29 protein-coding genes are annotated in these 22,127 nt (G+C 71.9%); 18 read left to right on the top strand and 11 right to left on the bottom strand.

What is annotated here, in order from left to right; all coding sequences use genetic code 11:
• The first annotated feature begins 162 nt into the window (after positions 1-162).
• The 8 genes from ACGF3A_RS09150 to ACGF3A_RS09115 all read left to right on the top strand — a co-directional run bounded on the left by ACGF3A_RS09150 (position 163) and on the right by ACGF3A_RS09115 (position 4,472).
• On the top strand, positions 163-1,014 hold the full coding sequence (locus ACGF3A_RS09150) for a helix-turn-helix domain-containing protein (protein WP_393727483.1): 852 nt from the start codon (positions 163-165) through the stop codon (positions 1,012-1,014).
• A 9-nt stretch (positions 1,015-1,023) separates the two neighbouring features.
• On the top strand, positions 1,024-1,215 hold the full coding sequence (locus tag ACGF3A_RS09145; RefSeq protein ID WP_393727481.1) for a DUF397 domain-containing protein: 192 nt from the start codon (positions 1,024-1,026) through the stop codon (positions 1,213-1,215).
• Positions 1,212-1,394, top strand: a complete 183-nt coding sequence (locus ACGF3A_RS09140) for a DUF397 domain-containing protein (RefSeq protein WP_393727479.1) — start codon at positions 1,212-1,214, stop codon at positions 1,392-1,394. The genes ACGF3A_RS09145 and ACGF3A_RS09140 overlap by 4 nt, the downstream gene beginning before the upstream one ends.
• Positions 1,391-1,573: a DUF397 domain-containing protein gene (locus tag ACGF3A_RS09135; RefSeq protein WP_393727477.1), complete on the top strand. Its 183-nt coding sequence runs from the start codon at positions 1,391-1,393 to the stop codon at positions 1,571-1,573. Before ACGF3A_RS09140 ends, ACGF3A_RS09135 begins: the two co-directional genes overlap by 4 nt.
• Positions 1,570-2,076 (top strand): SMI1/KNR4 family protein, encoded by a 507-nt coding sequence (locus ACGF3A_RS09130; protein ID WP_393727475.1) that lies wholly within the window; start codon positions 1,570-1,572, stop codon positions 2,074-2,076. Before ACGF3A_RS09135 ends, ACGF3A_RS09130 begins: the two co-directional genes overlap by 4 nt.
• A gap of 118 nt (positions 2,077-2,194) precedes the next feature.
• Positions 2,195-2,989, top strand: coding sequence for an SDR family oxidoreductase (locus tag ACGF3A_RS09125; protein ID WP_393727473.1), 795 nt, complete (start codon positions 2,195-2,197; stop codon positions 2,987-2,989).
• A gap of 64 nt (positions 2,990-3,053) precedes the next feature.
• Positions 3,054-3,764 (top strand): DinB family protein, encoded by a 711-nt coding sequence (locus ACGF3A_RS09120; protein WP_393727471.1) that lies wholly within the window; start codon positions 3,054-3,056, stop codon positions 3,762-3,764.
• Between the two features lie 90 nt (positions 3,765-3,854).
• Positions 3,855-4,472, top strand: a complete 618-nt coding sequence (locus ACGF3A_RS09115) for a dihydrofolate reductase family protein (RefSeq protein ID WP_393727470.1) — start codon at positions 3,855-3,857, stop codon at positions 4,470-4,472.
• A 16-nt stretch (positions 4,473-4,488) separates the two neighbouring features.
• On the opposite strand, the gene ACGF3A_RS09110 is transcribed toward ACGF3A_RS09115, so the two are convergent.
• Positions 4,489-5,220 carry an SDR family NAD(P)-dependent oxidoreductase gene (locus ACGF3A_RS09110; protein WP_393727468.1) on the bottom strand — a complete coding sequence of 244 codons (732 nt, stop codon included), beginning with the start codon at positions 5,218-5,220 and terminating at the stop codon, positions 4,489-4,491.
• Positions 5,221-5,375: 155 nt separating this feature from the next.
• On the opposite strand from ACGF3A_RS09110, the gene ACGF3A_RS09105 reads away from it, so the two are divergent.
• A complete protein-coding gene (locus ACGF3A_RS09105) occupies positions 5,376-5,831 on the top strand; it encodes a MarR family transcriptional regulator (RefSeq protein WP_393727466.1) in 456 nt (151 codons plus the stop codon).
• 60 nt (positions 5,832-5,891) lie between these two features.
• Here the strand turns inward: ACGF3A_RS09105 and ACGF3A_RS09100 are convergent, their stop codons facing one another.
• Entirely contained in the window at positions 5,892-6,746 is an 855-nt protein-coding gene (locus ACGF3A_RS09100; protein ID WP_393727464.1) for an NAD(P)H-binding protein, read from the bottom strand.
• Positions 6,747-6,885: 139 nt separating this feature from the next.
• On the opposite strand from ACGF3A_RS09100, the gene ACGF3A_RS09095 reads away from it, so the two are divergent.
• Complete coding sequence (locus tag ACGF3A_RS09095) at positions 6,886-7,473, top strand: TetR/AcrR family transcriptional regulator (RefSeq protein ID WP_393727463.1); 588 nt, start codon at positions 6,886-6,888, stop codon at positions 7,471-7,473.
• 241 nt (positions 7,474-7,714) lie between these two features.
• Here the strand turns inward: ACGF3A_RS09095 and ACGF3A_RS09090 are convergent, their stop codons facing one another.
• The gene (locus tag ACGF3A_RS09090; RefSeq protein WP_393727462.1) at positions 7,715-8,455 is read right to left on the bottom strand and encodes a helix-turn-helix domain-containing protein; all 741 of its coding nucleotides are present in this window, start codon (positions 8,453-8,455) and stop codon (positions 7,715-7,717) included.
• Between the two features lie 232 nt (positions 8,456-8,687).
• On the opposite strand from ACGF3A_RS09090, the gene ACGF3A_RS09085 reads away from it, so the two are divergent.
• From ACGF3A_RS09085 to ACGF3A_RS09070, 4 genes are all read left to right on the top strand, one after another.
• A complete protein-coding gene (locus ACGF3A_RS09085) occupies positions 8,688-9,359 on the top strand; it encodes a DUF4097 family beta strand repeat-containing protein (RefSeq protein ID WP_393727460.1) in 672 nt (223 codons plus the stop codon).
• Positions 9,360-9,371: 12 nt separating this feature from the next.
• A complete protein-coding gene (locus ACGF3A_RS09080) occupies positions 9,372-10,343 on the top strand; it encodes an ATP-binding cassette domain-containing protein (RefSeq protein WP_393727458.1) in 972 nt (323 codons plus the stop codon).
• Positions 10,340-11,131 carry an ABC transporter permease gene (locus tag ACGF3A_RS09075; protein ID WP_393727456.1) on the top strand — a complete coding sequence of 264 codons (792 nt, stop codon included), beginning with the start codon at positions 10,340-10,342 and terminating at the stop codon, positions 11,129-11,131. The genes ACGF3A_RS09080 and ACGF3A_RS09075 overlap by 4 nt, the downstream gene beginning before the upstream one ends.
• A gap of 123 nt (positions 11,132-11,254) precedes the next feature.
• On the top strand, positions 11,255-11,752 hold the full coding sequence (locus ACGF3A_RS09070; protein WP_393727454.1) for a hypothetical protein: 498 nt from the start codon (positions 11,255-11,257) through the stop codon (positions 11,750-11,752).
• A 26-nt stretch (positions 11,753-11,778) separates the two neighbouring features.
• Here the strand turns inward: ACGF3A_RS09070 and ACGF3A_RS09065 are convergent, their stop codons facing one another.
• From ACGF3A_RS09065 to ACGF3A_RS09040, 6 genes are all read right to left on the bottom strand, one after another.
• Positions 11,779-12,501, bottom strand: a complete 723-nt coding sequence (locus tag ACGF3A_RS09065) for an FG-GAP repeat domain-containing protein (RefSeq protein ID WP_393727452.1) — start codon at positions 12,499-12,501, stop codon at positions 11,779-11,781.
• A gap of 207 nt (positions 12,502-12,708) precedes the next feature.
• Entirely contained in the window at positions 12,709-13,161 is a 453-nt protein-coding gene (locus tag ACGF3A_RS09060) for a protein phosphatase (RefSeq protein WP_393727450.1), read from the bottom strand.
• A gap of 182 nt (positions 13,162-13,343) precedes the next feature.
• On the bottom strand, positions 13,344-13,709 hold the full coding sequence (locus ACGF3A_RS09055) for a hypothetical protein (protein ID WP_393727448.1): 366 nt from the start codon (positions 13,707-13,709) through the stop codon (positions 13,344-13,346).
• Between the two features lie 66 nt (positions 13,710-13,775).
• A complete protein-coding gene (locus tag ACGF3A_RS09050; RefSeq protein ID WP_393727446.1) occupies positions 13,776-14,360 on the bottom strand; it encodes an NADAR family protein in 585 nt (194 codons plus the stop codon).
• Positions 14,361-14,398: 38 nt separating this feature from the next.
• Positions 14,399-15,757: an ATP-binding protein gene (locus tag ACGF3A_RS09045; protein WP_393727444.1), complete on the bottom strand. Its 1,359-nt coding sequence runs from the start codon at positions 15,755-15,757 to the stop codon at positions 14,399-14,401.
• Positions 15,750-16,466 (bottom strand): response regulator transcription factor, encoded by a 717-nt coding sequence (locus ACGF3A_RS09040; protein WP_393727442.1) that lies wholly within the window; start codon positions 16,464-16,466, stop codon positions 15,750-15,752. The genes ACGF3A_RS09045 and ACGF3A_RS09040 overlap by 8 nt, the downstream gene beginning before the upstream one ends.
• Before the next feature lie 119 nt (positions 16,467-16,585).
• Between ACGF3A_RS09040 and ACGF3A_RS09035 the strand changes: the two genes are divergently transcribed.
• From ACGF3A_RS09035 to ACGF3A_RS09025, 3 genes are all read left to right on the top strand, one after another.
• Positions 16,586-17,182, top strand: coding sequence for a hypothetical protein (locus tag ACGF3A_RS09035; protein ID WP_393727440.1), 597 nt, complete (start codon positions 16,586-16,588; stop codon positions 17,180-17,182).
• A gap of 82 nt (positions 17,183-17,264) precedes the next feature.
• Positions 17,265-18,605, top strand: coding sequence for an aspartate aminotransferase family protein (locus ACGF3A_RS09030; protein WP_393729052.1), 1,341 nt, complete (start codon positions 17,265-17,267; stop codon positions 18,603-18,605).
• Between the two features lie 6 nt (positions 18,606-18,611).
• Positions 18,612-19,256, top strand: a complete 645-nt coding sequence (locus ACGF3A_RS09025; protein WP_393727438.1) for a GntR family transcriptional regulator — start codon at positions 18,612-18,614, stop codon at positions 19,254-19,256.
• 150 nt (positions 19,257-19,406) lie between these two features.
• Here the strand turns inward: ACGF3A_RS09025 and ACGF3A_RS09020 are convergent, their stop codons facing one another.
• Positions 19,407-19,871 carry a TetR/AcrR family transcriptional regulator gene (locus ACGF3A_RS09020; protein WP_393727436.1) on the bottom strand — a complete coding sequence of 155 codons (465 nt, stop codon included), beginning with the start codon at positions 19,869-19,871 and terminating at the stop codon, positions 19,407-19,409.
• Between the two features lie 97 nt (positions 19,872-19,968).
• The gene (locus tag ACGF3A_RS09015; protein ID WP_393727434.1) at positions 19,969-21,285 is read right to left on the bottom strand and encodes an MFS transporter; all 1,317 of its coding nucleotides are present in this window, start codon (positions 21,283-21,285) and stop codon (positions 19,969-19,971) included.
• A 168-nt stretch (positions 21,286-21,453) separates the two neighbouring features.
• On the opposite strand from ACGF3A_RS09015, the gene ACGF3A_RS09010 reads away from it, so the two are divergent.
• The gene (locus tag ACGF3A_RS09010; protein WP_393727432.1) at positions 21,454-22,110 is read left to right on the top strand and encodes a hypothetical protein; all 657 of its coding nucleotides are present in this window, start codon (positions 21,454-21,456) and stop codon (positions 22,108-22,110) included.
• Positions 22,111-22,127: the final 17 nt, after the last annotated feature.

Raw genomic sequence — 22,127 nt, 5'->3', positions numbered from 1 at the left:
CATGGCATGACGGCACGGTGCGCTTCCGGGTACCCCGGTTTCGCAGCGTGTGCGACGCGTCACCGAATGTATGGCATAACCTTTGTACGTCGCAAGGTGATGCCCTAACGTTGCGGAGCAACTCCCCTGCCGGGGCACGCTGTTGGATACGAGGAGTGCGAGATGCCGCCGAGAAGGCAGCCGACTGCCCGTCAGGAACGCCTGGGTACGGAGCTTCGCAAGATGCGCGAGGCAGCGGGCATGACTGCCCGTGACACGGCCGGGCTCCTGGGCACGAACAACATCCAGATGAGCCAGATGGAGTCGGGCCGCGCGGGCGTGAGCGAGGCGCGCATCCGCAGGATGGCGTCGCACTACGCGTGCGACGACAACGACTACATCGACGCCCTGGTCGCCATGGCGACGGACCGCACACGCGGGTGGTGGGAGGAGTACCGGGGCGTGCTGCCGCCCGGGTTCCTCGACCTCTCCGAGCTGGAGCACCACGCGACGTACCGGATGGACGTGGAGCTCATGCATGTGCCGGGTCTTCTGCAGACGGAGGAGTACGCGCGGGCGGTCTTCGGCTACAGGCTGCCGACGCTGCCCGAGAGCGAACTGGAACCACGCGTGGCGCACCGGATGCGACGCCGCGTGATCATCGACCGTGAAGACCCCATTCGGTACGAGGCGATCACTCATGAGGCGGCGCTGCGCATCATGGTCGGAGATCGCGCCTCTGCCCGTAGGCAGCTCACCCGGATCCTGGAGCTGTCCGAGGCCGAGCGCATCGCGGTGCGAGTCATCCCCTTCGGGAAAGAGGGCTTCGGCGGGGCTGGTTGGACCATGATGTACGTGGGCGGGCTGGTGCCGAGGCTCGACACTGTTGCCCGGGATTCGCCACACGGCACGGACTTCCTCGACGCTGCGTCCCAACTCGGCGCGTTCCGACGTTTGTTCGATAAGATGGAGGGGGAGTCACTGGCTCCCAGCCAGTCGCGTGACTTCATCCATCAGGTCGCCAAGGAACTGTGAGGCTCAGCCGTGAACACACACATCCGCTGGCAGAAGTCGTCCTTCTCCGGTGGCGGTGATGGCAACAACTGCGTCGAGGTCGCCACGACCCCGAACACCCTCCTCCTCCGCGAGAGCGATGACCCCAGCACTGTGCTGGCCCCGTCTCCTCGCGCTCTGTCAGGGCTGCTGGCGCACCTCAAGCGCGACGGCGTCCGGTGAAGCACTGGCAGAAGTCGTCGTTCTCGGGAGGCGGCGACGGCAACACCTGCGTGGAGCTGGCCCGCACGGGCAACCAGCTCCAACTCCGGGAGAGCGAGGCCCCCGACACGGTGCTGGCCCCATCTGCGTACGCGCTGTCGGGGCTGCTGGCTCACATCAAAGGGGAGGGCATCCGGTGAAGCACTGGCAGAAGTCCTCGTTCTCCGGCGGGGACGACGGGAACGCGTGCGTGGAGATCGCCACAACCCCGAGCACTCTCCTCCTCCGGGAGAGCGACGAGCCCGACACGGTGCTGGCCCCCTCCCCTCGCGCTCTCTCCAGCCTGCTGGCGCACCTCAAGGGTGAGGGGCAGGCGTGAGTGATCCGGAAACGGGGGCGTTTCCGGAGGCGTTGCGGGAGGTCTGCGGCGTTGAGCTCTCGTTCGACTTCGAGCCGTTCGACGCGTTTCTGGACGCGGACGACACCACCACCTGGCTCCGGCACTGGACCGGAAACGAGGAGGTGACGGGGGACGACTTCCGCGTGTTCGGAATGGACGGCACGGGCGGCTACGCCGCGTTCTGGCTCGTACGGCCGCGAGCCGAGGTCACCGAACAGCCCGTCGTCTTCCTCGGCTCCGAGGGCGAGACGGGCGTCGTGGCGGCGAACATGGACGCCCTGCTCTGGCTGATGGCCGCGGGCCGGGGCCCGTACGAGGCGGCCGTGTCCGGTGAGGACACGGCCGCCCCGCACTCGGGCGTGGCGGAGATCGCCGCGCGGCATGCCCCCGGCACGGGGCCGCGGGACCCGGAGGCGATCACGGAAGAGGCCCAGGCCGAGTTCCCGCACTTCGGGGCGGTCATGGACGCGCTCTGTTGCTAGCACGGCCCCTGCTCCGCTTGCTTGGAGTGCGCTCCAAAGCCATAGCGTTGAGACAGCTGAGCAGCCGAACAACCCACGCGTCGACGCACCCTCCCGCACGACCGACAGGAAGACGCAAGTGGTAGACAAGCAATTCACGACGCACGCGGAGCTCTTTGATCTGCGCGGAAAGCGCGCGCTCGTCACCGGTGGCACACGGGGCATCGGAATGATGATCGCGCGTGGCCTGCTCCAGGCGGGCGTCCGCGTGGTCATCAGCTCACGCAGCGCGGAAGCGTGCGCTCAGGCGCAGGAAGAGCTGTCCGCATTCGGTGAGGTGCGGGCCGTCCCCGCCGACCTGTCCCGTCACGACGAGTGCCGGCGACTGTCCGACCTCGTCACCGCCGACGCTGAGCCTCTCGACATCCTCGTCAACAACGCGGGCGCCCTGTGGGACGAGCCGCTGGAGACGTTCCCGGACGAGGCCTGGGACACGGTCGTCGACCTCAACCTGAAGTCGCCGTTCTGGCTGGTCCAGGAGCTGCTGCCCGCCCTCCGCAAGGCGGGCACAGCGGACGATCCCGCGCGGATCATCAACATCGGCAGCATCGCCGCCATCCACATCCCCCAGCGGCCCAACTACTCGTACTCCAGCAGCAAGGCCGCACTGCATCAGCTCACCAGGGTGCTCGCCAAGGAACTGGGGCCGCAGCGCGTCACCGTGAACGCCGTGGCGCCGGGTCCTTTCCCGTCGACGATGATGGCCGCGACCCTCGATGAGTTCGGGGAGGCGATCGCGGCGTCGGCCCCGCTGCGCCGGATCGGCCGCGACGACGACATGGCGGGTGTCGCCGTGTTTCTCGCCAGCCGGGCAGGCGCGTACCTGACGGGCGCCGTGATCCCCGTCGACGGCGGCATCGCCACGACCGCGTAGGGGAGCCGCGCCGCTCCTTCCGGACGCCCGCCTGGTGTCGGCCCGTCGGTACACAATGCTCGGCATGGTGAGCTTCGAAGATCAGGATCTGGCCGGCGCGGAGTTTCGCGAGTGCGACCTGACAGGCGCCCGGCTGATCGGCGTGGTGATGCGGGACGTCGTGATCGACGGGCTGGTCAGCAACGTGGTGGTCAACGGCGTGGAGGTGACGTCCTACGTCGAGGCCGAGCTCGACCGGCGGTATCCGGTCCGGTTGCTGATGCGCTCGGGTGACCCGGCCGATCTGCGCGAAGCCCATCGACAGCTGCGGGAGGGCTGGGCGAGGACGATCGAGCGGCTGCGCGCGATGCCCGCGGGCTCCGAGCACCTGCGTGTCGCCGACGAATGGTCGGCGGTGGAGACCCTGCGCCACCTGGTGTTCGTGCACGACTCGTGGTTTCGCCGGTGCTGCCTGGGATCGGCCCAGCCCTTCACCGGGATCGGGCTGGCGTCCGGCTTCGTGCCCGATCAGGAGGAACTGGGCCTCGATCGAACGGCGAGCCCAGGCCTCGACGAGGTACTGGCTGTGCGAGAGGAGCAGTCCGCCGAGCTGGAGCGTTGGCTGGCGACCGTGACGGCCGACGAGCTGTCCGCGGTCGCTCCCGTTCCCGCGGGACCGGGCTGGCCGCCGTACGCCGAGGGCAAGCCGGTGGTCGAGTGCCTGCGGGTGGTGCTGAACGAGGAATGGCTGCACCACGGGTTCTGCGTCCGTGACCTCGATACGCAGGAACGCTGAGCTGGATCCCTGCGCGAGGTCGCGATGAGTTCGGTCGGCTTCGCCAGTCTGTACGACGACGAACCGCAACCGCTGCATTCGGAGAAGCCGATGTCCGACACCACCTGCCACATGTCGATCTCGCTCGACGGTTACGTCGCCGGGCCCGAGCAGAGCCGGGACGACCCGCTGGGCAAGCGCGGCAAGGAGCTGCACGGCTGGCACATCGGCGACCCGCGTGCGACCGAGGCCGACAGGACGGCCAACGGCTGGCTGATGCGCCCGCGCGGCGCGTACGTCATGGGCCGGAACATGTTCGGGCCGATCCGGGGCGAGTGGAGTGAGGCCTGGGACGGCTGGTGGGGCGCCGAGCCCCCGTACCACGCCCCGGTCTTCGTGCTCACTCACTACGCCCGCGAGCCGGTCAAGATGGAGGGAGGGACCACCTTCCACTTCGTCACCGGAGGCTTCGACGCCGCGTACGCGCAGGCGCTGGAGGCCGCCGACGGCAAGGGCGTGGACATCGCCGGTGGCGCGTCGACGGTCCGGCAGGCACTGAACGCCGGGGTGATCGACGAACTCGCCCTCGACATCGCACCCGTCCTGCTCGGCGGCGGCGAGCGCATCTTCGACGGCATCGACGCCGAGAGCTTCGACTTCGAGCCCGTCGAGGTGCTCCACTCGCCGCTGACCACCCATGTCCGCTACCGCAGGCGCGCCGTCGGCTGAGGGCCGTGCCCAGCCGTCAGCCCTTGCTGAGCATGTGGAGCACCGTCCTACGGGGCAGGGTGCGGGCGGCAGCGGCGAAGAGGGTGTTCCGTCGTCCGGAGATGACGGTGGGGTGCTTGCGGCGCCGCAGGGCGGCGAGCGCGGTCCGTACGACGCGCTCGGGGGTCTGGACCAGCCCGGCGGGCACGTCGTCGCCGGTGTGCGGCTGGGACTCGGTGGCCGTCATGCCGGGGCACAGGCCCATCACGTAGACGCCGCGGTCCTTGTGCTCGTGCCAGAGGGACTCGGAGAAGGAGGTCACGAACGCCTTGGTGGCGGCGTAGACGCTCAGGTTCGGCATGGGCGCGAAGGCGAGGGTCGAGGAGACGTTGAGCAGGCTGTCGCCGGGTTCGGCGCGGGCGACGAACCGGTGGGCGAGGGTGACCAGCGCTTCGCAGTTGAGGTGCAGCATGGCCAGGGTGTGCGGGAGCGGGGCGGTGCCGAAGGCGCCCGGCACGGCGGCGCCCGCGTTGTTGACGAGCAGGTGGACCCGTTCCCCGTCGAGCACGTCGGTGACCCGCTGACGGCCTTCCGGGGTCGTCAGGTCGGCGGCCACGGGGGTGTGGCCCGGGCCGAGCGCGTCGGTCAGCGACCGGAGGCGGTCCGTGTCGCGGGCGACGGCGATCACGCGGTGGCCCTGGCCCGCGAGCTGACGGGCGAACTCGCGGCCGATGCCCGCGCTCGCTCCGGTCACCAGAGCGGTGCTCACTTCCCGGCCCCGGGGTGCTCAGTAGGCTCGGTCTGCCCGGGATGCGGGGCGGCGGTGACGTTCATGGGCATATCCTCCGTGGTAGCTTCGCAAGCGAAGTTGCTGCGCATGAGAAGTCTCTTCGTTCGCGAAGAGATTAGGGAGTGGAGGAACCCTTGTCAACGCCGTCGATGCGCCCCGATGCGGGCGAGGTCTACCGCCAGTACCTCAGCGCGGTGCTGCTGCACGGCCACGCCAGCGCCCATGCCTGCAACCTCGGCGCCACCGATCTGTACGCGCTGAACATCCTTCATCTCTCGGGCGCGATGACCCCGGGCGAACTGGCCACCCGCACCGGCCTGACGACCGGCCCGACCACCCGCCTGATCGACCGCCTGGAGCAGGCGGGCTACGTGCGCCGGGTGCCCGACCCCGGCGACCGGCGCAAGGTGAGCGTCGAGCCGGTCGGCGAACCCGCGGAGCTCGACCGCGTCATGGCACCGGCGCGCAAGAAGATCGGCCAGATCCTCGGCAGCTACACGCCGGAGCAGCTCGACGCCCTCTTCGACTACTTCACCCGCGCCGCCGAGGCGTACCAGGAGGCCGCCGAGGAGCTGCGCCGCGAGCAGTGAACCGGCGGGCCCGGCGGCTCGGCGGCCCGGCGACCCGGCGGCCCGGCGAGAAGCTCGGCCTCAGGCGGCGAGGTGGGCCGCGAGCCGGTCGGCGGCGGTGCGGGGCTCGCGGCCGAGGAGCTCGGCCAGCAGCGGTCCGGCCTGGGCGAAGTGGCCCGCGCGTGCCGCCTGGTACCAGCTGAGCATGAGCCGGGCCGTCTGCTCCGGCACGCCGCTCGCGAGCTGGTCGGCGACCCACTCCTCGTCGTCCACGACGACGCGCTCGATGGTGCGGCCGGTGAGGTCGGAGGCGATCCTGGCGAAGTCGTCGAAGGTGACGGCGGTCGGCGCGGTCAGGTCGACGGGCCCCTCGACGGCGCGGTCCCCGGCGAGCAGGGCCGCGGTGGCCTCGGCCACCTCGTCCCGCTCGACGTACGGGGTGGGGCCGTCCTCCGGCATGGCGATCACGCCGGTGCGCTGCCACGGGCCGAGCACCTGATCGAGCGGACCGTAGGCGCCGTTGCGCAGGGCGGTCCAGGCCACTCCCGTCCCGGCGAGGATCGCCTCGGTCGCGACGTGGAACTCCGAGGGCGTGTACGGGTTGCCGGGCACGGCGCCCTGCTGGCTCGTGTAGAGGATCCGCCGGACACCGGCCGCGACCGCCGCTTCGACCGCGTTGCGGTGCAGGGCGACCATGTCGGCGGCCGGATCGTTGCCGGACACCAGCAGGACCTGCTCGGCACCGGCGAACGCGTCACGCAGCGCGGCCGGGTCCTCGTAGGAGCCCTGCCGGACGCGCACGCCACGGTCGGCGAGGTGCCGCGCCCTGGCGGTGTCGCGGACGCTGACGCCGATCCGGTCGGCGGGTACGCGCGTGAGGAGGTGCTCGACGGTGGCGCCGCCCAGCCCACCGGTGGCGCCGGTGACAACGATCATGCTCTCGGCCCTCCATGGGTCGACCTAAGTTGACCCAGTAGGTCAATTTCTCTTCCGTCCCCGACCGTAGGTAAACTGACCCGGCGAGTCAAATTACGACGGTCGGCGGCATGACGTGCAGAAAGAGACGGTGAGGACCATGGCCGGTGCGGTGCCTTCGGGGTCCCGGCTGCGTGCCGACGCCCGGCGCAATTCCGAGCAGATCCGCGCCGCCGCGGTCGGCGCCTTCCAGGGGCAGGGCCTGGCGGTGCCGCTGGAGGAGGTCGCCAAGGCGGCGGGGGTGAGCAAGGCCACGGTCTTCAACCGGTTCGGCGGGCGGATCGGCCTCATCGACGCCGTCATCGAAGAGGTCGTCGCGCGCGAGCTGTTCGCCGTCATCGACCACACGCGGACCATCGACGACGCCGGCGAGCGGGTCACGTACTACCTCACCGCGATCCGCGACCTCCAGTACCGCCAGCCCGCCTTCAACGACGTCCTGCTGCAGACCTATCCGCACTCGGAGCAGCTCATGGAGATCTGCCGGGTCGGCGGTCAGGCCAACGAGGAGTTCATCGCGGCCGCGCGGGCCTCCGGAGTGCTGCGGCCGGAGTTCACGCCGGACGATCTCCACGCCCTCGTCGTCGACAACGCCCTCGCCCTCAAGCACGGCGACAGGCCCGCCCGGGCCGACTACGACCGCCGCACCACGTATCTCCTGGACGGGATCCGGGGACGCGCGGCGTGAACTTCGCCGCGACCGCGTCATGGTTGCCCTGTGCCGTGGCTACTGGGCAGGGGCTGCCCCGTGCGGTGCCTTGCAGGCTGCGGCTGAGTCGTGGCTTGTCGCGCAGTTCCCCGCGCCCCTGACGGGGCGCTCCGAGGAGCGCCGCGTATCTCTAGGGGCGCGGGGAACTGCGCGCGCAACCACCCACAAGCCGCAGCCTGCGACACACAGGCAGGGGCAGCCTCTGCCCAGCGGCCACGGCCTAGGCGTCCTCCGGACCCCCCGTCGGCGCCGGGGACTGGGTATGAAGGACCTCGCGGGCCTGTTCCGCGGCGCGGGCGACGGCCTCGGAGACGAAGTCGAGGAAGCGGGCGATGCTCTCCAGCCGTTCGGCGGCCGGAGTGCCGGGCTGGAGGACGCCGACGCCCTCGCGGGCGGCCTCGCCGAGCTCGGAGGTGCTGCGGGCCGCGGCCAGGATCGACTGGTACCAGACGTCGTCGTCCACGACATACCGCTCGCGGCGGCCCGCTTCCTGCTCGCGGCGGACGAGGCCCTGGGTCTCCAGGAAGGCGACCGCCTTGGAGACGGAGGCCGGGCTGACCTGGAGCCGCTGGACGAGCTCGGCCGCGGAGAGGCTGCCCGCGTCGGTGAGGGTGAGGCAGGTCAGCACGCGGGCGATCATCTTGGGGAGGCCCTGCCCCATGAGGATCGTCGTGAACGTCTCCTCGAACTCACGCACGGCCTCGGGGTCGCGCCCGTGCTCCTGGCGGGGTGACTCCGGCCCCCGGGGCGTGGACTGCCTGCGGCGGTGGGCGCGGCGCTCGGTGGCGCGGTGGGCCAGGTCGGAGCGGTACGCGGTCGGGCCGCCGTTCCGCATCACCTCGCGCGTGACGGTGGACGTCGGGCGGTCGAGCCGCCGGGCGATCTCCGCGTAGGCCAGGCCGTCGCCCAGCCCTGTCGCGATCTGCTGGCGCTCCTGCTGGGTGAGTCTGCCTCCTGGCACCGCGCGCTCCTCTCGTACGTCCTCGGTCCCCGCAGCATAGCTTTCCGCTTGAACCATTGCAACGAACCTCAGGGGTTGCGTTGCGTTAAATCTTATTCCATTGCAATGAAATCTCTGCTGTGAGCTGCAGTGATGTACTTCTGGTGCAACAAGAGTGTTGATGGAATCATGAACGCAACGTAGCTTTTCCTGTGTCGGAAACACCGACGACAACGAGCGACAGGAGAGCACGATGCAGAAGTTCGAGACCCCCACCCCCGTCTCCGCCGTCCTCGACATCCCCGCGGGCCGCGTCCAGCTCATCGCCGCCGACCGCGCCGACACCACCGTCGAGGTCCTCCCGCTGAACCCCGCGAAGAGCCGGGACGCGAAGGCCGCCGAGCGGATCGCCGTCGAGTTCGCCGACGGCGTCGTGCGGATCACCGCGCCGGAGGCCAAGAACCAGCTCCTCGGCAACTCCGGATCCGTCGAGGTGACCGTCCAACTGCCCGCCGGGTCCCGCGTCGAGGCCGCCACGGCCGCCGCCGACCTCCGCGGGGTCGGACGGCTCGGAGACGTCGTCCTCGACGGCGCGCAGGGCGCGGTCAAGATCGACCAGGCCGCGAGCGTCCGCCTCACCGTGAGCGACGGATCGGTCGAGATCGGCCGGCTCGACGGCCCCGGCGAGATCACCGTCGACCGCGGCGACCTGACCGTCGCGGAGGCCGTGCGCGGCACCGTCACCCTCGCGACCCGGCAGGGCTCGATCTCCGTCGGCGCGGCGCGCGGCGTCTCCGCCTCGCTGGACGCGGGCACCGCGTACGGCCGCGTCAGCAACTCGCTCAGGAACGCCGAGGGCGACGACGCGCCCCTGGCCATCCACGCCACCACCGACCAGGGCGACATCACCGCCCGCAGCCTCTGAGGAGCAACCGCCATGACGAACCCGGCCATCCTGGCGAACGATCTGCGCAAGTCCTACGGCGAGAAGCTCGTGCTCGACGGCATCGACCTGGCCGTCCCCGAGGGAACCGTCTTCTCCTTGCTCGGCCCGAACGGCGCGGGGAAGACGACCGCCGTGAAGATCCTCTCCACCCTCGTCACCGCGGACGCGGGCGCGATACGGGTGGGCGGCCACGACCTGGCCGCCGACCCGCAGGCGGTACGCGCGGCGATCGGGGTGACCGGGCAGTTCTCCGCCGTCGACGGTCTGATCACCGGCGAGGAGAACATGCTCCTGATGGCGGACCTGCACCATCTGTCCAGGCGCGAGGGGCGGCGCGTGGTCGCCGGACTCCTGGAGCGCTTCGACCTGACGGAGGCCGCGCGCAAGCCCGCCGCCACGTACTCCGGCGGCATGAAGCGCCGCCTCGACATCGCGATGACGCTGGTCGGCTCGCCGCGGATCATCTTCCTCGACGAGCCGACGACGGGGCTCGACCCCCGCTCCCGGCACAGCATGTGGCAGATCGTCCGCAAGCTCGTCGCGGACGAGGGCGTGACGGTCTTCCTCACCACCCAGTACCTGGAGGAGGCCGACGAACTCGCGGACCGTATCGCGGTGCTGAGCGACGGGAAGATCGCGGCGGAGGGCACGGCGGACGAGCTGAAGAGGATGATCCCCGGCGGGCACGTACGGCTCCGCTTCGCGGACCCGGTCGCCTACCGCAAGGCCGCCGCGGCCCTGAGCGAGGCCCAGCGGGACGACGAGGCACTGGCCCTCCAGCTCCCCAGCGACGGCAGCCAGCGCGCACTGCGCGCCATCCTCGACGGGCTGGACTCCGCCGGGATCGAGGCGGACGAACTGACCGTGCACACGCCCGACCTGGACGACGTCTTCTTCGCCCTCACCAGCACCAGCACCAGCACCGGCACCGGCAACAACGCGCCCAAGGAGGCCGTCCGATGAGTTCCCTCGCCCTCGCCGTACGCGACTCGTCCACGATGCTGCGCCGCAACCTGCTGCACGCCCGGCGCTACCCGTCGCTCACCCTCAACCTGCTGCTCACGCCGATCATGCTGCTGCTGCTCTTCGTCTACATCTTCGGCGACACCATGAGCGCGGGCATCGGCGGTGGCGGCGCCGACCGCGCCGACTACATCGCCTTCCTCGTCCCCGGCCTGCTCCTGATGACCATCGGCAGTACGACGATCGGCACCGCGGTCTCCGTCTCGAACGACATGACCGAGGGCATCATCGCCCGCTTCCGCACGATGGCGATCCACCGCGGAGCGGTCCTCGTCGGGCACGTCGTCGGCAGCGTCCTGCGGGCCGTGATGAGCGTGGTCCTGGTCGGCGCGGTCGCCGTCGCCATCGGCTTCCGCTCCACCGACGCCACGGCCCTGGAGTGGCTCGCCGCCTTCGGGCTCCTGGTCCTCTTCGCCACCGCGCTCACCTGGATCGCGGTCGGCATGGGCCTGGTCAGCCCGAACGCCGAGGCCGCCGGGAACAACGCGATGCCGATGATCCTGCTGCCCCTGCTCTCCAGCACCTTCGTCCCGCTCGACGCGATGCCGGGCTGGTTCCAGCCGGTCGCCGAGTACCAGCCCTTCACCCCGGCCATCGAGACCCTCCGCGGCCTGCTCCTCGGCACGGAGATCGGCAACGACGCCTGGCTCGCGCTCGGCTGGTGCCTGGGCCTCGCCGTCCTCGGCTACTTCTGGTCCACCGCGAAGTTCGCCCGCGACCCGAAGTGACAGCGCCCCACCACGCGCACCCCGTACGAACCCGAGGGCGGCGTACTCCGACATCACGTCGGTGCACGCCGCCCTCTTCGGCTTTCAGGTGCTCCTGCCCTGTCCTCCTGGGATCATCGTCCCGTGCTGCGAACCGTCGAGATCACCGCCGAACTCACCGGTGTCCCCCAGGGCGAGGACTTCCACAACCTGCACTGGGAGAAGACGATCGAGCTGAGCCTCGACTGCTTCGTGTGCGAACGCACCGACCGGACGACCGTCCTCCGCCTCGGCGAGGAACGGGCGACCTGCAGCGCGGGGCGGGAAGCCCCCCGGCATCCCGCCCCGGCCCGGATCGCCGCGTTCGACGTCACGACGGGCCAGGACCGGCTGGCGCTCCGGGCCGTCGTCGACCACTGGTGGGCGCCGTTCCACGACGCCAAGCGTGACCGGCCCGCCTCGGCGCTCACCCGGGCCCCATGGGTCCGGCTGCACGTCGGGTCCTACTGCTCGGGGGTTCGGCAGTCGGGCTCGTTCAGCATCCAGAGCAACATGGTCCGGCCGGTGCGTGAGACCTGCGGCGACTGCGGCCTGCGGCTCGCGGTCAGCGATCAGGCGCCCGGCATCCGGCTCCTGGCCTGAGCCGGAACGGATCTACCCGGAGCGGATCAGGAGCAGCGCTCGTAGAAGTGGCTCCAGCCGTCGGTGGGCATCTTCGGCGGCTCGGGGGTCGTGCCGGTCTCGCCGTACTTCTCGTCGTGCTCCCGGTTCCAGTCCCCGATGCCCTTGCCCGGCTCGGTCACCCGCACGGAACGGTCGAGGTTGCCGTCACCGGAATTGTTGAGGACGGCCACGTCGGGGTACTCGTCGTCGCCGTAGTTGGCGATGCGCAGCTCCTTGGCCTCGCCCATGTCGCCGATGTCGGTGTGGCGGGCGTCCGGCGAGGAGAGGTCGTCACGGCTGACGGGGCCCGGGCGGTACTCGGCGATACGGGCGGTGTTCGGGTCGTCCCCCTCCGAGCGCTTGACGACGTTGACGACCATGTCGAGGGTGCCGTCCTTGTCGAAGTCGGCGAACTGGGCGGTGGTGCCCTCGCCCGCCTTGGCGCCCACGAGCTTGGACACGTACTGCTTCTCGCCGAACGAGCCGTCCTCGTTGCCCCACTGGATGGTCCCGCGGGTGCCGGAGAGGCCCACGTCGGAGATCTTGTCCGGGTTGCCGTCGCCGTCCAGGTCGCCGACCAGCGTGGTGGCGTCCGCCAGGCACGGCGCGGCGGCCTTCTGCGCGGGCCCGGCGGGCTCGGCCGCGGTGGCCTGGTACCCGGCGATCGTGAGGGACAGGGCGACGGCCGCGAGCGGCGCGGCGATCAGACGAGAACGCTTGCGAAGCATGGTGTGAACTCCCGTGGTCATTGCTGTTGAACCGTGCTCGCTACGGGAAGCCCCCGACGAGCACGGTCCGAGCCTGCGGGACGCCCCGTCCAGGGCGCCACGGTTGCCGGGAAGTTGGGGACGCTGGAACGCCATTTCCCCCTCTGACCAGGGAAGATACGGTCGGTCTGGAACGCCTCGCTGGGACGCCGCCCGCCGCCTCCGTGGCTACGGGCGCGGGGAAACGGCCCGGAAACGGAGGACGAAGCGCCGCTGCCACGGGGTCTCGACGGCGTGCGACGAGTAGTGCGCGCGGACATACGCCACCGCCTCTTCCGGCGGGACGCCGTCCTGGATCGCGAGGCAGGCGAGCGCGGTGCCCGTACGCCCGCGGCCGCCGCCGCACGCGAACTCCACGCGCTCGTCCCCGGCCCGCTCCCACGCCTCGCGCACCGCCGCCGCGAACCCGGCGCGGTCGGACGGCAGCCAGAAGTCGGGCCAGCGGATCCAACGGTGATCCCACGCGACGTCCTCGGGGCGGCGGCCCCGCAAATGCAGCGCGAATTCCGGACGCGGCCCCTCCGGAAGCGGATGGCGCAGCCCGCGCCCGCGCACGAGCCGCCCGGAGGGCAGCCGCAGCACACCCGTCGCGTCGGGGTCCCAGGTAAAGGTGGCGGTCATGGCCCGAGCGTAGGAGCGCGGCGCGGTGCACGCGGGCGGAACGCTTCGTTCCGCCCGCAACGCACAGCTCCCCGCCCTCGCGCGCCGCCGCGCGTCAAGGACGGGGAGTCGGTGGTTCGTCCACAGCCTGTGGGCGGCGGGCGTTCAGCCGCCGTGCGGCGTGGGTGAGGTGGGGTGTCCCGTCACTTGGCGGGGATCACGCACATGTTGGGGACGTAGCCGCGGGTGCCGCGGTACTCGACGTAGCCCCAGCCGTTCCAGTTCTTCATGCCGCACTTGCTGTACTTGCCGCCCTTGAGGCCCTTGATCCAGCAGCCCTTGGTGCCCTTGTACCAGAGGCGCAGGCCGGGCGACTTCGTGCTGGGCTTCTTGCGGACCTTGACGTTGGTGTTCGCCTTGGCCCACTCCTTGGTGCCCCCGCTGCACTTGGCCGCGGCGGTGCTGGTGCCGCCCGCGTCGGTGCCCACGGTGGTGGCGGTGGCCGCGGCCCCCGCGCCGAGCAGCGAGAAGACGGCGACAGCCGTCGGAATGATCAGACGCTTCTTCATTTGTGGAGCTCCCCGTGTGACGTGTTGATCAACGTGCGGCCCCATGTGTACCTGACAAGGCGTAGATCAACAAACGCGGAGCTGAGCGCGTGCCTCCATCAGCGCGAAGCCCAGCAGATTGAGCCCGCGCCAGCGGTCGGGCCGTGCCGCGTTCTCGTCGTCGGCGGCGAGCCCGATGCCCCAGACGCGGTCGAGAGGGCTGGCCTCCACGAGCACGCGCTCGCCGGTCGTGAGGAGGAAGTCCCGGATGCCGGAGTTCTGCCCGAACTTGGCGCGACTGGCGGCGACGACGATCTCGTACCGGTGCGCGTCCCACGTCGCCTCGTCGAAGCCGCGGACTTCCCGTCCGAGTTTCTTCGCCTGCGCGGGATGAGGGGCCGCGAGCACGCGCTCCGCGATGTCGTCGTTCCCGAAGAGCCACGCCTTGTGGGCCATCATGTAGTGCTCGGCGGAGGCGAAGACGTGCCCGTCCTCCGTGAATTCCGCGGGCCACCACTGGCTGAGACAACCGGCACCGGGCGAACCGTCCCGCCGGGGCCGGTGCCCCCAGAAGAAGAGGAACTTCAGCGGAACGCCGTCGGCGACGGCCCGGGCAGCGGCGTCCACGGACCTGACCGGCCCGATTCCCGTCCCTGCTTCTGTCTCTGACATGCCGGAATTCTGCGGGCGGCCGAGCCGTCCGCTCAAGCTCATTTCGGCTCCGCGGCGCGGCCGAAGCGGCAGTGGATCGCCGCGCCCGTGCCGCGCGCGGGCGTGCCCAGGGTGACGTCGCCGCCCGAGTGCTCGGCGGTCGTACGGGCGATGTCGAGGCCGAGGCCCGTGGAGCCCGCGCCGCTCTCGCCGCGCGCCGAGAACGTCTCGGCGGTGCCGTCGGGGAAGCCCGGACCCTCGTCCTGGACCGTGAGGACGCCGTGCCGCGGCTCGGCGGCGACCGTGACGGAGAGGGCAGCGCCCTCCGGCGTGTGGTCGAGGACGTTGCCGATCAGCGCGTCGAGGACGGCGGAGAGCTCGTCCTCCGGGACCCGGACCCCGACCGGCGCGGCGGGCGCGTCCACCGTCACCTCGCGGCTCTGGTCCTCCGCCAGCGGGGCCCAGAACGCGGCGCGTTCGCGCGCGACCGCGGCGAGGTCCGCGCGGCGCGAGCCGGGGGCCGCGCCCGCGCGCCGGGCGGCACGGATCACCTCGTCCACGCTCCGCTCCAGCGCCGCGACCGAGGCCCCGATGCGCGCCGCCTCGCCCTCGTCGCGCAGCCCCTCCGCGTCCAGCCGGAGCGCGGCGACGGGCGTACGGAGGCGGTGCGCGAGGTCGGCGCCGCGTTCGCGCTCGGCGGTGACGAGGACGTCGATGCGCTCGCCCAGCTCGTTCAGCCGCCCGGCGAGCAGCCGCAGTTCGCGGGGCCCCACCGGTTCGGCGCGGGCCGACAGCTCGCCGCCCGCGAGCCGGTCGGCGACCCGGGCGAGGCGCCGCGTGGCCCGTACGAGCCGGGCCGCGAGCCGGTCGGCGAAGGCGAGCCCGAGCAGCATCAGGGCGACCCCGAGCCCCGCCACCGCCAGCCACGACGGCAGCACCCCGGCCCGCAACTGGTCCTCGCTCACCGCGACCTCGACCACCGAGGCCGAGTGCTTGCCCTTGGCGGACGACGCGTGCGCGCCCAGCACCGGCACCATCACCACGCGCCCGCCGCCCCGCGCGTCGTCGGGCGCGTAGGTGAACGCGCGTCCACGGCGCGCCAGTCGCAGCGCGTCGGCGCTCACGCCCGGCGCGCGCGGCCCCAGCACGTCACCGTTCGCGAGGACCACCGACGTACGCGGCTGCCCCCGGCCGTTGAGCCCGTCGAGCACGCCCTGGACGACCCCGCGCCCCTCCTTCTCGCGCCCCGGCGAGAGCGAGCCGCCGACGACGGCCGCGAGCGACTGGCCGCGCTCGGTCGCGTCCGTCATGGCGCGGTCCTCGGCGTGGCTGCGGACGAGCAGCGCGAGCGGCACGAGCAGCACGGCGAGCACGACGGCGGTCGTCGCGCCGATGAGCAGCAGGAGCTGCCTACGCACGGTCGTTCCCGCCCTCGGCGCCGTCCGGGGCTGCCAGCTTCACGCCCACCGTCCGCACCGTGTGCAGATAGCGCGGCCTCTGCGCCGTCTCGCCCAGCTTCCGCCGCAGCCAGGAGAGATGGACGTCCACCGTCTTGTCGGCGCCGCCCAGCGGCTGCTGCCAGACCTCGGCGAGCAGCTCGCGGCGCGAGATCACCTGGCCCTGGCGGCGCGCGAGATAGCAGAGCAGGTCGAACTCGCGCGGCGTCAGCTCCAGCGGCTCGCCGTCGAGCGTGACCTCGCGCGCCGAGGGCGCGACGAGCAGCCCGCCGACCTCGACCGGCGGCTCGGGCTCGTCGGGCTCGCCGCTGCCGAGGCGCCGCAGCACGGCCTTGATACGGGCGTCGAGCTGCCCCGAGCCGAACGGCTTGACGATGTAGTCGTCGGCCCCGTCCCCGAGCGCCGCGACGATCTCGGGCTCGTCGTCCCGCGCCGTCGCGACGATCACCGGTACGTCGCTGACCGCGCGCAGCATCCGCAGCACCTGCCCGCCGTCCACGTCCGGCAGCCCCAGGTCCAGGACCACCAGGTCGGGCCGGTGGGTGACGGCCGCGTCGAGCCCCGCCATGCCCGTCGACGCCGTGGCGACGGCATGGCCGCGGTCGCGGAGCGCCCGGACGAGCGCTCCGCGGAGCTGGGGGTCGTCCTCGACGACAAGTAGGTGCGACATACACGTACGTTAGCCGTGCGGGAGCCGTGGACAGTCCATAGGTGCTCGTATTAGCCAGCTCCTGCGCCCTTGTCCAGTTTTTAACCGGGCGTTAGGAGAGGACGGAGGAGACTGAGGCAATGGCACATTCCGAGGAGCAGGACCACGAGCCCGGCGGCGTCCGGCGGCGACGGCTCGCGGCGGGCGCGTGGGTGTGCGCGGTGGGCGCGGCGTTCCTGCTCGGCGCCTGGTCCTTCTCGCACGCGGACCCCGGCGGCCAGTACGGGCGCCCCGAGCCGCTCGGCGAGGGCGCGGTGAAGCACGAGCTGTCCCAGGAGCGCGCGAAGGCCCAGCGGCACCCGGCCTCCGTCCCGACCTCGCCCCCGGAGTCCTGGGGAACCCCGAAGTCCCCGAAGTCCCCGGCGCCGTCCTCCTCCTCTGAGTCCACCCCCCGCGTCCACACCGCCACCGTCCGCTTCCCCGACGGCCTCGGCACCGCCGTCGCGGAGTGCCGTGAGGACGCGGCCACCGTGAAGCTGCTCAGCTGGAGCCCCGCCGAGGGGTACAGCGTGGACGACGTCGAGCCAGGACCCGCCGTGCGCGCCAGCGTCGAGCTGGAGCCCCTGGCGGACGACGCCGACGACCGCACCGTGCTCGTACGCTGCACCGACGACAAGCCCCACGCGACGTACGAGGACGACGACGGGGGCGACGGGGACGACACGGCGGAGGACTGATCACTACGCTGAGCGGGTCCCCGAGCGAACCGAGGTGCCCATCGTGACGACGCACTCCTCCGTCCCCGACCCCGACCCCGCCATGGGCCAGGCCGTCAAGAGCGCCGACCGCGCGCACGTCTTCCACTCCTGGTCGGCGCAGGGCCTCATCGACCCGCTGCCCGTCGCGGGCGGCCAGGGCGCCTATTTCTGGGACTACGACGGGAACCGCTACCTCGACTTCTCCTCCCAGCTGGTCAACACCAACATCGGCCACCAGCACCCCAAGGTCGTCGCCGCGATCCAGGAGCAGGCGGCGCGGATGTGCACGATGGCGCCGGGCTTCGCGATCGACGTACGGTCCGAGGCCGCGCGGCTGGTCGCGGAGCGCACCCCGGGCGACCTCGACAAGATCTTCTTCACCAACGGCGGCGCCGAGGCCGTGGAGAACGCCGTCCGGATGGCCCGGCTGCACACCGGCCGCCCCAAGGTGATGAGCACCTACCGCTCGTACCACGGCGCCACGGCCGCGGCGATCAACCTCACCGGCGACCCGCGCCGCTGGGCCTCCGACTCGGGCACGGCGGGCGTCGTGCGCTTCTGGGGCCCGCACCTGTACCGCTCGCACTTCCACGCGGAGACCGAGGAGCAGGAGTGCGAGCGCGCGCTGGCGCACCTGGAGGAGACCCTCGCGTTCGAGGGGCCGGGGACGGTCGCCGCGATCATCCTGGAGACGATCGTCGGCACCGCGGGCGTCCTCGTCCCCCCGGCCGGATACCTCGCGGGCGTGCGCGAGATCTGCGACCGTTACGGCGTGGTCTTCATCCTCGACGAGGTGATGGCGGGCTTCGGGCGTACCGGCGAGTGGTTCGCGCTCGACCACTACGGCGTGGTGCCCGACCTGCTGACCTTCGCCAAGGGCGTCAACTCCGGTTACGTGCCGCTGGGCGGCGTCGCGATCAGCGCCGAGATCGCGGCGGACTTCGACCAGCGCCCCTACCCGGGCGGGCTCACCTACTCGGGGCACCCGCTGGCCTGCGCCTCGGCGGTCGCGACGATGAACGCGATGGCGGAGGAGGGCATCGTGGAGAACGCGGCCAGGATCGGCGAGACCGTCCTCGGCCCGGGCCTGCGCGAGATCGCCGAGCGCCACCCGTCGGTCGGCGAGGTGCGCGGCACGGGCGTCTTCTGGGCGCTCGACCTCGTCCGCGACAAGGAGACGCGCGAGCCGCTGGTGCCGTACAACGCGAGCGGCGCCGCGAACGCGCCGATGGCCGAGCTCGCCGCGGCCTGCAAGAGCCGCGGCCTGTGGCCGATGACGAACATGAACCGCGTCCACGCCGTCCCCGCCTGCACCGTCACCGAGGCCGAGGCCAAGGAGGGGCTCGCGGCGCTCGACGAGGCGCTGACGGCCGCCGACGCGCACACGGCGGCGGGGGCCTGAGGCCCTGTGATCCGACGCAGCACCCTGCGTGCGCAGATCGCCACCGCGCTCCGCGACGAGATCCTCGCCGGACGCCTGGCCACGGGCCGGGAGTTCACGGTCAAGGAGATCGCCGAGCAGTACGGGGTCTCCGCCACGCCCGTGCGCGAGGCGCTGGTCGACCTCGCCGCGCAGGGGCTGCTGGACATGGAGCAGCACCGCGGCTTCCGCGTCCACGAGTTCACGCTGGACGACTACCGCGCCATGTGCGAGGCGCGGCAGCTCGTCCTGGACAGCGTCTTCGCGGGCACGGCCCTGCCCTCCCCGGCGGCGCCGGAAGCGCTCGCCTCCGTACGGCGCCGCGCCGAGGCGGCCGAACGGGCGGCGACGGCGGGCGACCTGGACGTACTGATCACGTACGACCTGCGGTTCTGGCGCGAGCTGAGCAACATCGTGGCGAACCCATACATCGCGGACTTCCTGGACCGCCTCCGGGTCCAGTGCTGGGTCTACACGGTGCCCCTGCTCCGCGCCGAGCACTCCCTCACGGGCCGCCTGTGGACGGGCCACTCGTCGCTCCTGGACGCCCTGGAGGCCCGGAACGAAAAGGAGACCCACACCCTCCTCGCCGCCTACCACGCCCACGCGGCGGCCTTCCCCGCGACCGCCTAGCGGGCGGCTCCGGGGAGCGCCGCGTACCTCTAGGGGCGCGGGGAACTGCGCGACAAGCCACGACGACGGCCGCAGTCTGCAACGCACGGGAAGGGGCAGCCCCTACCCAGTTGCCACGGCAGGGAGCAGCCATGATCCGCCGGACACGGCCTAGTCCGGCGGCGGCAACAGCTCCCGCAGGAGCGCCTCGAAATCCGCAGGGCCCGGCGGCTCATCCCGCAGCAACCCCCGAAGCAGCATGCCGTCGTACGCGTTCGCGAAGAGCTCCACGCGCAGCGGGCTGTCCGTGAAGAGGCGGGCGAAGTCGCGGAGGGTCTCCGTCCAGCGGTTCGTCGGCCCGCGCAGCTCCGCCCGCCGGGAGGCGAGCAGGCACAGCTCGAACTCGGCGAGCAGATGCCCCCGGTGGGAGAGGACGTCCGCCATGAGCCGGGCCAGCCCCTGGATCTTGTCGGACGCCGAGCCGTCCGGGGCCGCGATCAGGTCCCGCAGCCGCTGCGAGTCCTCGTCCATGCACTGCGTCAGCGTGGCCGTCAACAGCGCGTCGAGGGACGAGAAGTAGTACGTGCTCGCAGTGGTCGGCAGCTCCGCCTCGCGCGCGACGCTGCGGTGGCTCACGCCCGAGACACCGTCCCGCTCGATCACCCGCAGCGTCGCCTCGATCAGCGCCTGCTTGCGCCGCTCGCCCTTGAGGCGGCGGCCGTCGGTGAGCGGCCTACGTTCGGCAGGGGGCGGGGGAGGCGGGGGAGTCAGCGCGGGGCTCCTCTCGGGACGGCGGCGCGGCGGGGGACGCCGCGGCCGTCCCGACCTTACCGGCGTACTCGGCCCCGGCCCCGGCACCGTCATCGGGCCGCCCGCGCAGCACCCGGTACGCGGCCAGCGCCAGCCCCAGCGCGACCGCGCCCGCCGCCGGGGCGACGGCGAACCCGGCGCGCGTACCGAAGGCGTCGACCAGCTGGCCGGAGACCGCCGCGCCGAGCGCGACGCCCACCTGGAGGCCCGCGAGCATCCAGGTCATCCCCTCGGTGAGCCGCGCGGCGGGTGTCACCCGCTCGACGAGGGCCATGATCGTGACCATCGTCGGGGCGAAGAAGACCCCGGCGAAGAAGACCGCGACCGACAGCGTGGCGATCCCGCTGACGAGCAGGAACGGCACGGTGGTGAGGGCCGTCCCGGTCACCCCGTACAGCAGCAGCCGCGGCAGCGGGGCGGCGAGCCGCAGCGCGCCGAAGGTGAGCCCGGAGAGCGCCGAGCCCAGCGCGTAGACGGCGAAGACGACCCCGGCGGCGCCCTTCTGCCCCTGCTCCTCGGCGAAGGCGAGCCCCATCGTGTCGACGGTCCCGGCGATGGCGCCGCCCGACAGCAGCGTGAGCGCGAGGAGCGCCACGGGCGCGGAACGGATCACGGACCGCCCGCCCTTCCCCGCCGTGGCGGAGGCCCGTACGGGCGGCTCCGTCCGCTTCTGCGGCACGAACAGCAGCACTCCCGCCGCCAGCAGCACCATCGCGACCAGCGGTCCGGCCGCGGGGAAGAGCGTGGTGCCGAGCATGACGGCGAGGGCCGGGCCGACGATGTACGTCAGCTCGTCCACCACCGATTCCAGCGAGTACGCGGTGTTGAGCTGCGGCGTGCCGCGGTAGATCTCCGTCCAGCGGGCCCGCACCATCGCGCCCATGGCGGGCATGAACCCCGCGAGCAGCGCGAGGACGAAGAGCGTCCACACCGGCGCCCCGTTCGAGGCGCACAGCAGCAGCCCGCCCAGCGCGGCGACGCTGACGCCGGTGACGGGCAGCAGCACGCGCCCCTGGCCGAGGCGGTCGACGAGGCGCGAGATCTGCGGCCCGAGCAACGCCATGGAGAGCGTGAACGTCCCGGCGACGGCCCCGGCCAGGGCGTACTGCCCGGTGAGTTCGGACAGCAGCGTCAGGATCCCCATATGGGTCATCGGCATCGGCAGCCGGGCGAGCAGCCCGGCGGCGGAGAAGCCCGTGGTCCCCGGTGCGGAGAACAGGCGGCGGTACGGATCGGACATGGCAGGCCCCCTCTGCGGCTCCCGTCGTTCGAGAAACCTGAACGAACGTACCACTTGTTTGGACGGCCCCCGCAGTGGGCACGACGCGGGGTGCTCCCGCGTGCGCACCGCGCATTACGCTGGGTCGGCGCGGGTCCCGACGTATGCCCGACCTATAGGAGTGCTCTCTTGGCCTGTGACCTCTGGCTGGTCCCGTTGGTCGACGTGCTGTGCCACAGCCCTGACAACCCCTTCGCCGAGGAAATCGCCACCTACGACCGCGCGTTGGCCGAGGCCGGTCACCCCCCGGTGCCGGTCTTCGGGTACATGCCGGGCCTCTCCGGCGATGTCGCCCCGGTCGCGGGCTTCGACTACGAGGCGCTGCACTACCTCCGCCGCGCCTACCTCCTGCTGGTCAGCGGCCTGGAAGTCACGCCCATCGACGAACTGGGCGGGGACTACGAGCAGTTGCTGGAGATGTTCGAGCAGGCCGCCCAGCAGTCCCATCTCGTCTGGCACTTCGACCACGCGGGCGCGTACGTCCCGGTCGACTTCGAGGCGCCCCTCTCCGGCGACGAGCTGCTGGAGGGCGGCGGGCCGCTCGGCTCCAGCCACGGGCTGCTGCGCGAACTCCAGGCCGTCGCCCCGCACCTGGGCATCGACCCGGCGAACCCGCCCCCGCCGCCCGCCGCGCCGATCCGCCCCACGGAGCTGGAGGAGCCCGCCGCGTCCTCGGCCATCGGCTACGACGGCACGCCGTTCGGCCGCGAACGCCACGTCTGGCTCGGCCTGCACGCCGCGGTCACCCGGAGCCTCGCCCAGGGCTCGATGATCGTCTTCAGCTGACCGAGGGCCGTAACTGT

Origin of the sequence: Streptomyces sp. NPDC048172, from assembly GCF_043202595.1 — a bacterium.
Classification (GTDB): Bacteria; Actinomycetota; Actinomycetes; order Streptomycetales; family Streptomycetaceae; genus Streptomyces.
This window is presented reverse-complemented; position numbering and strand designations above follow the sequence as displayed.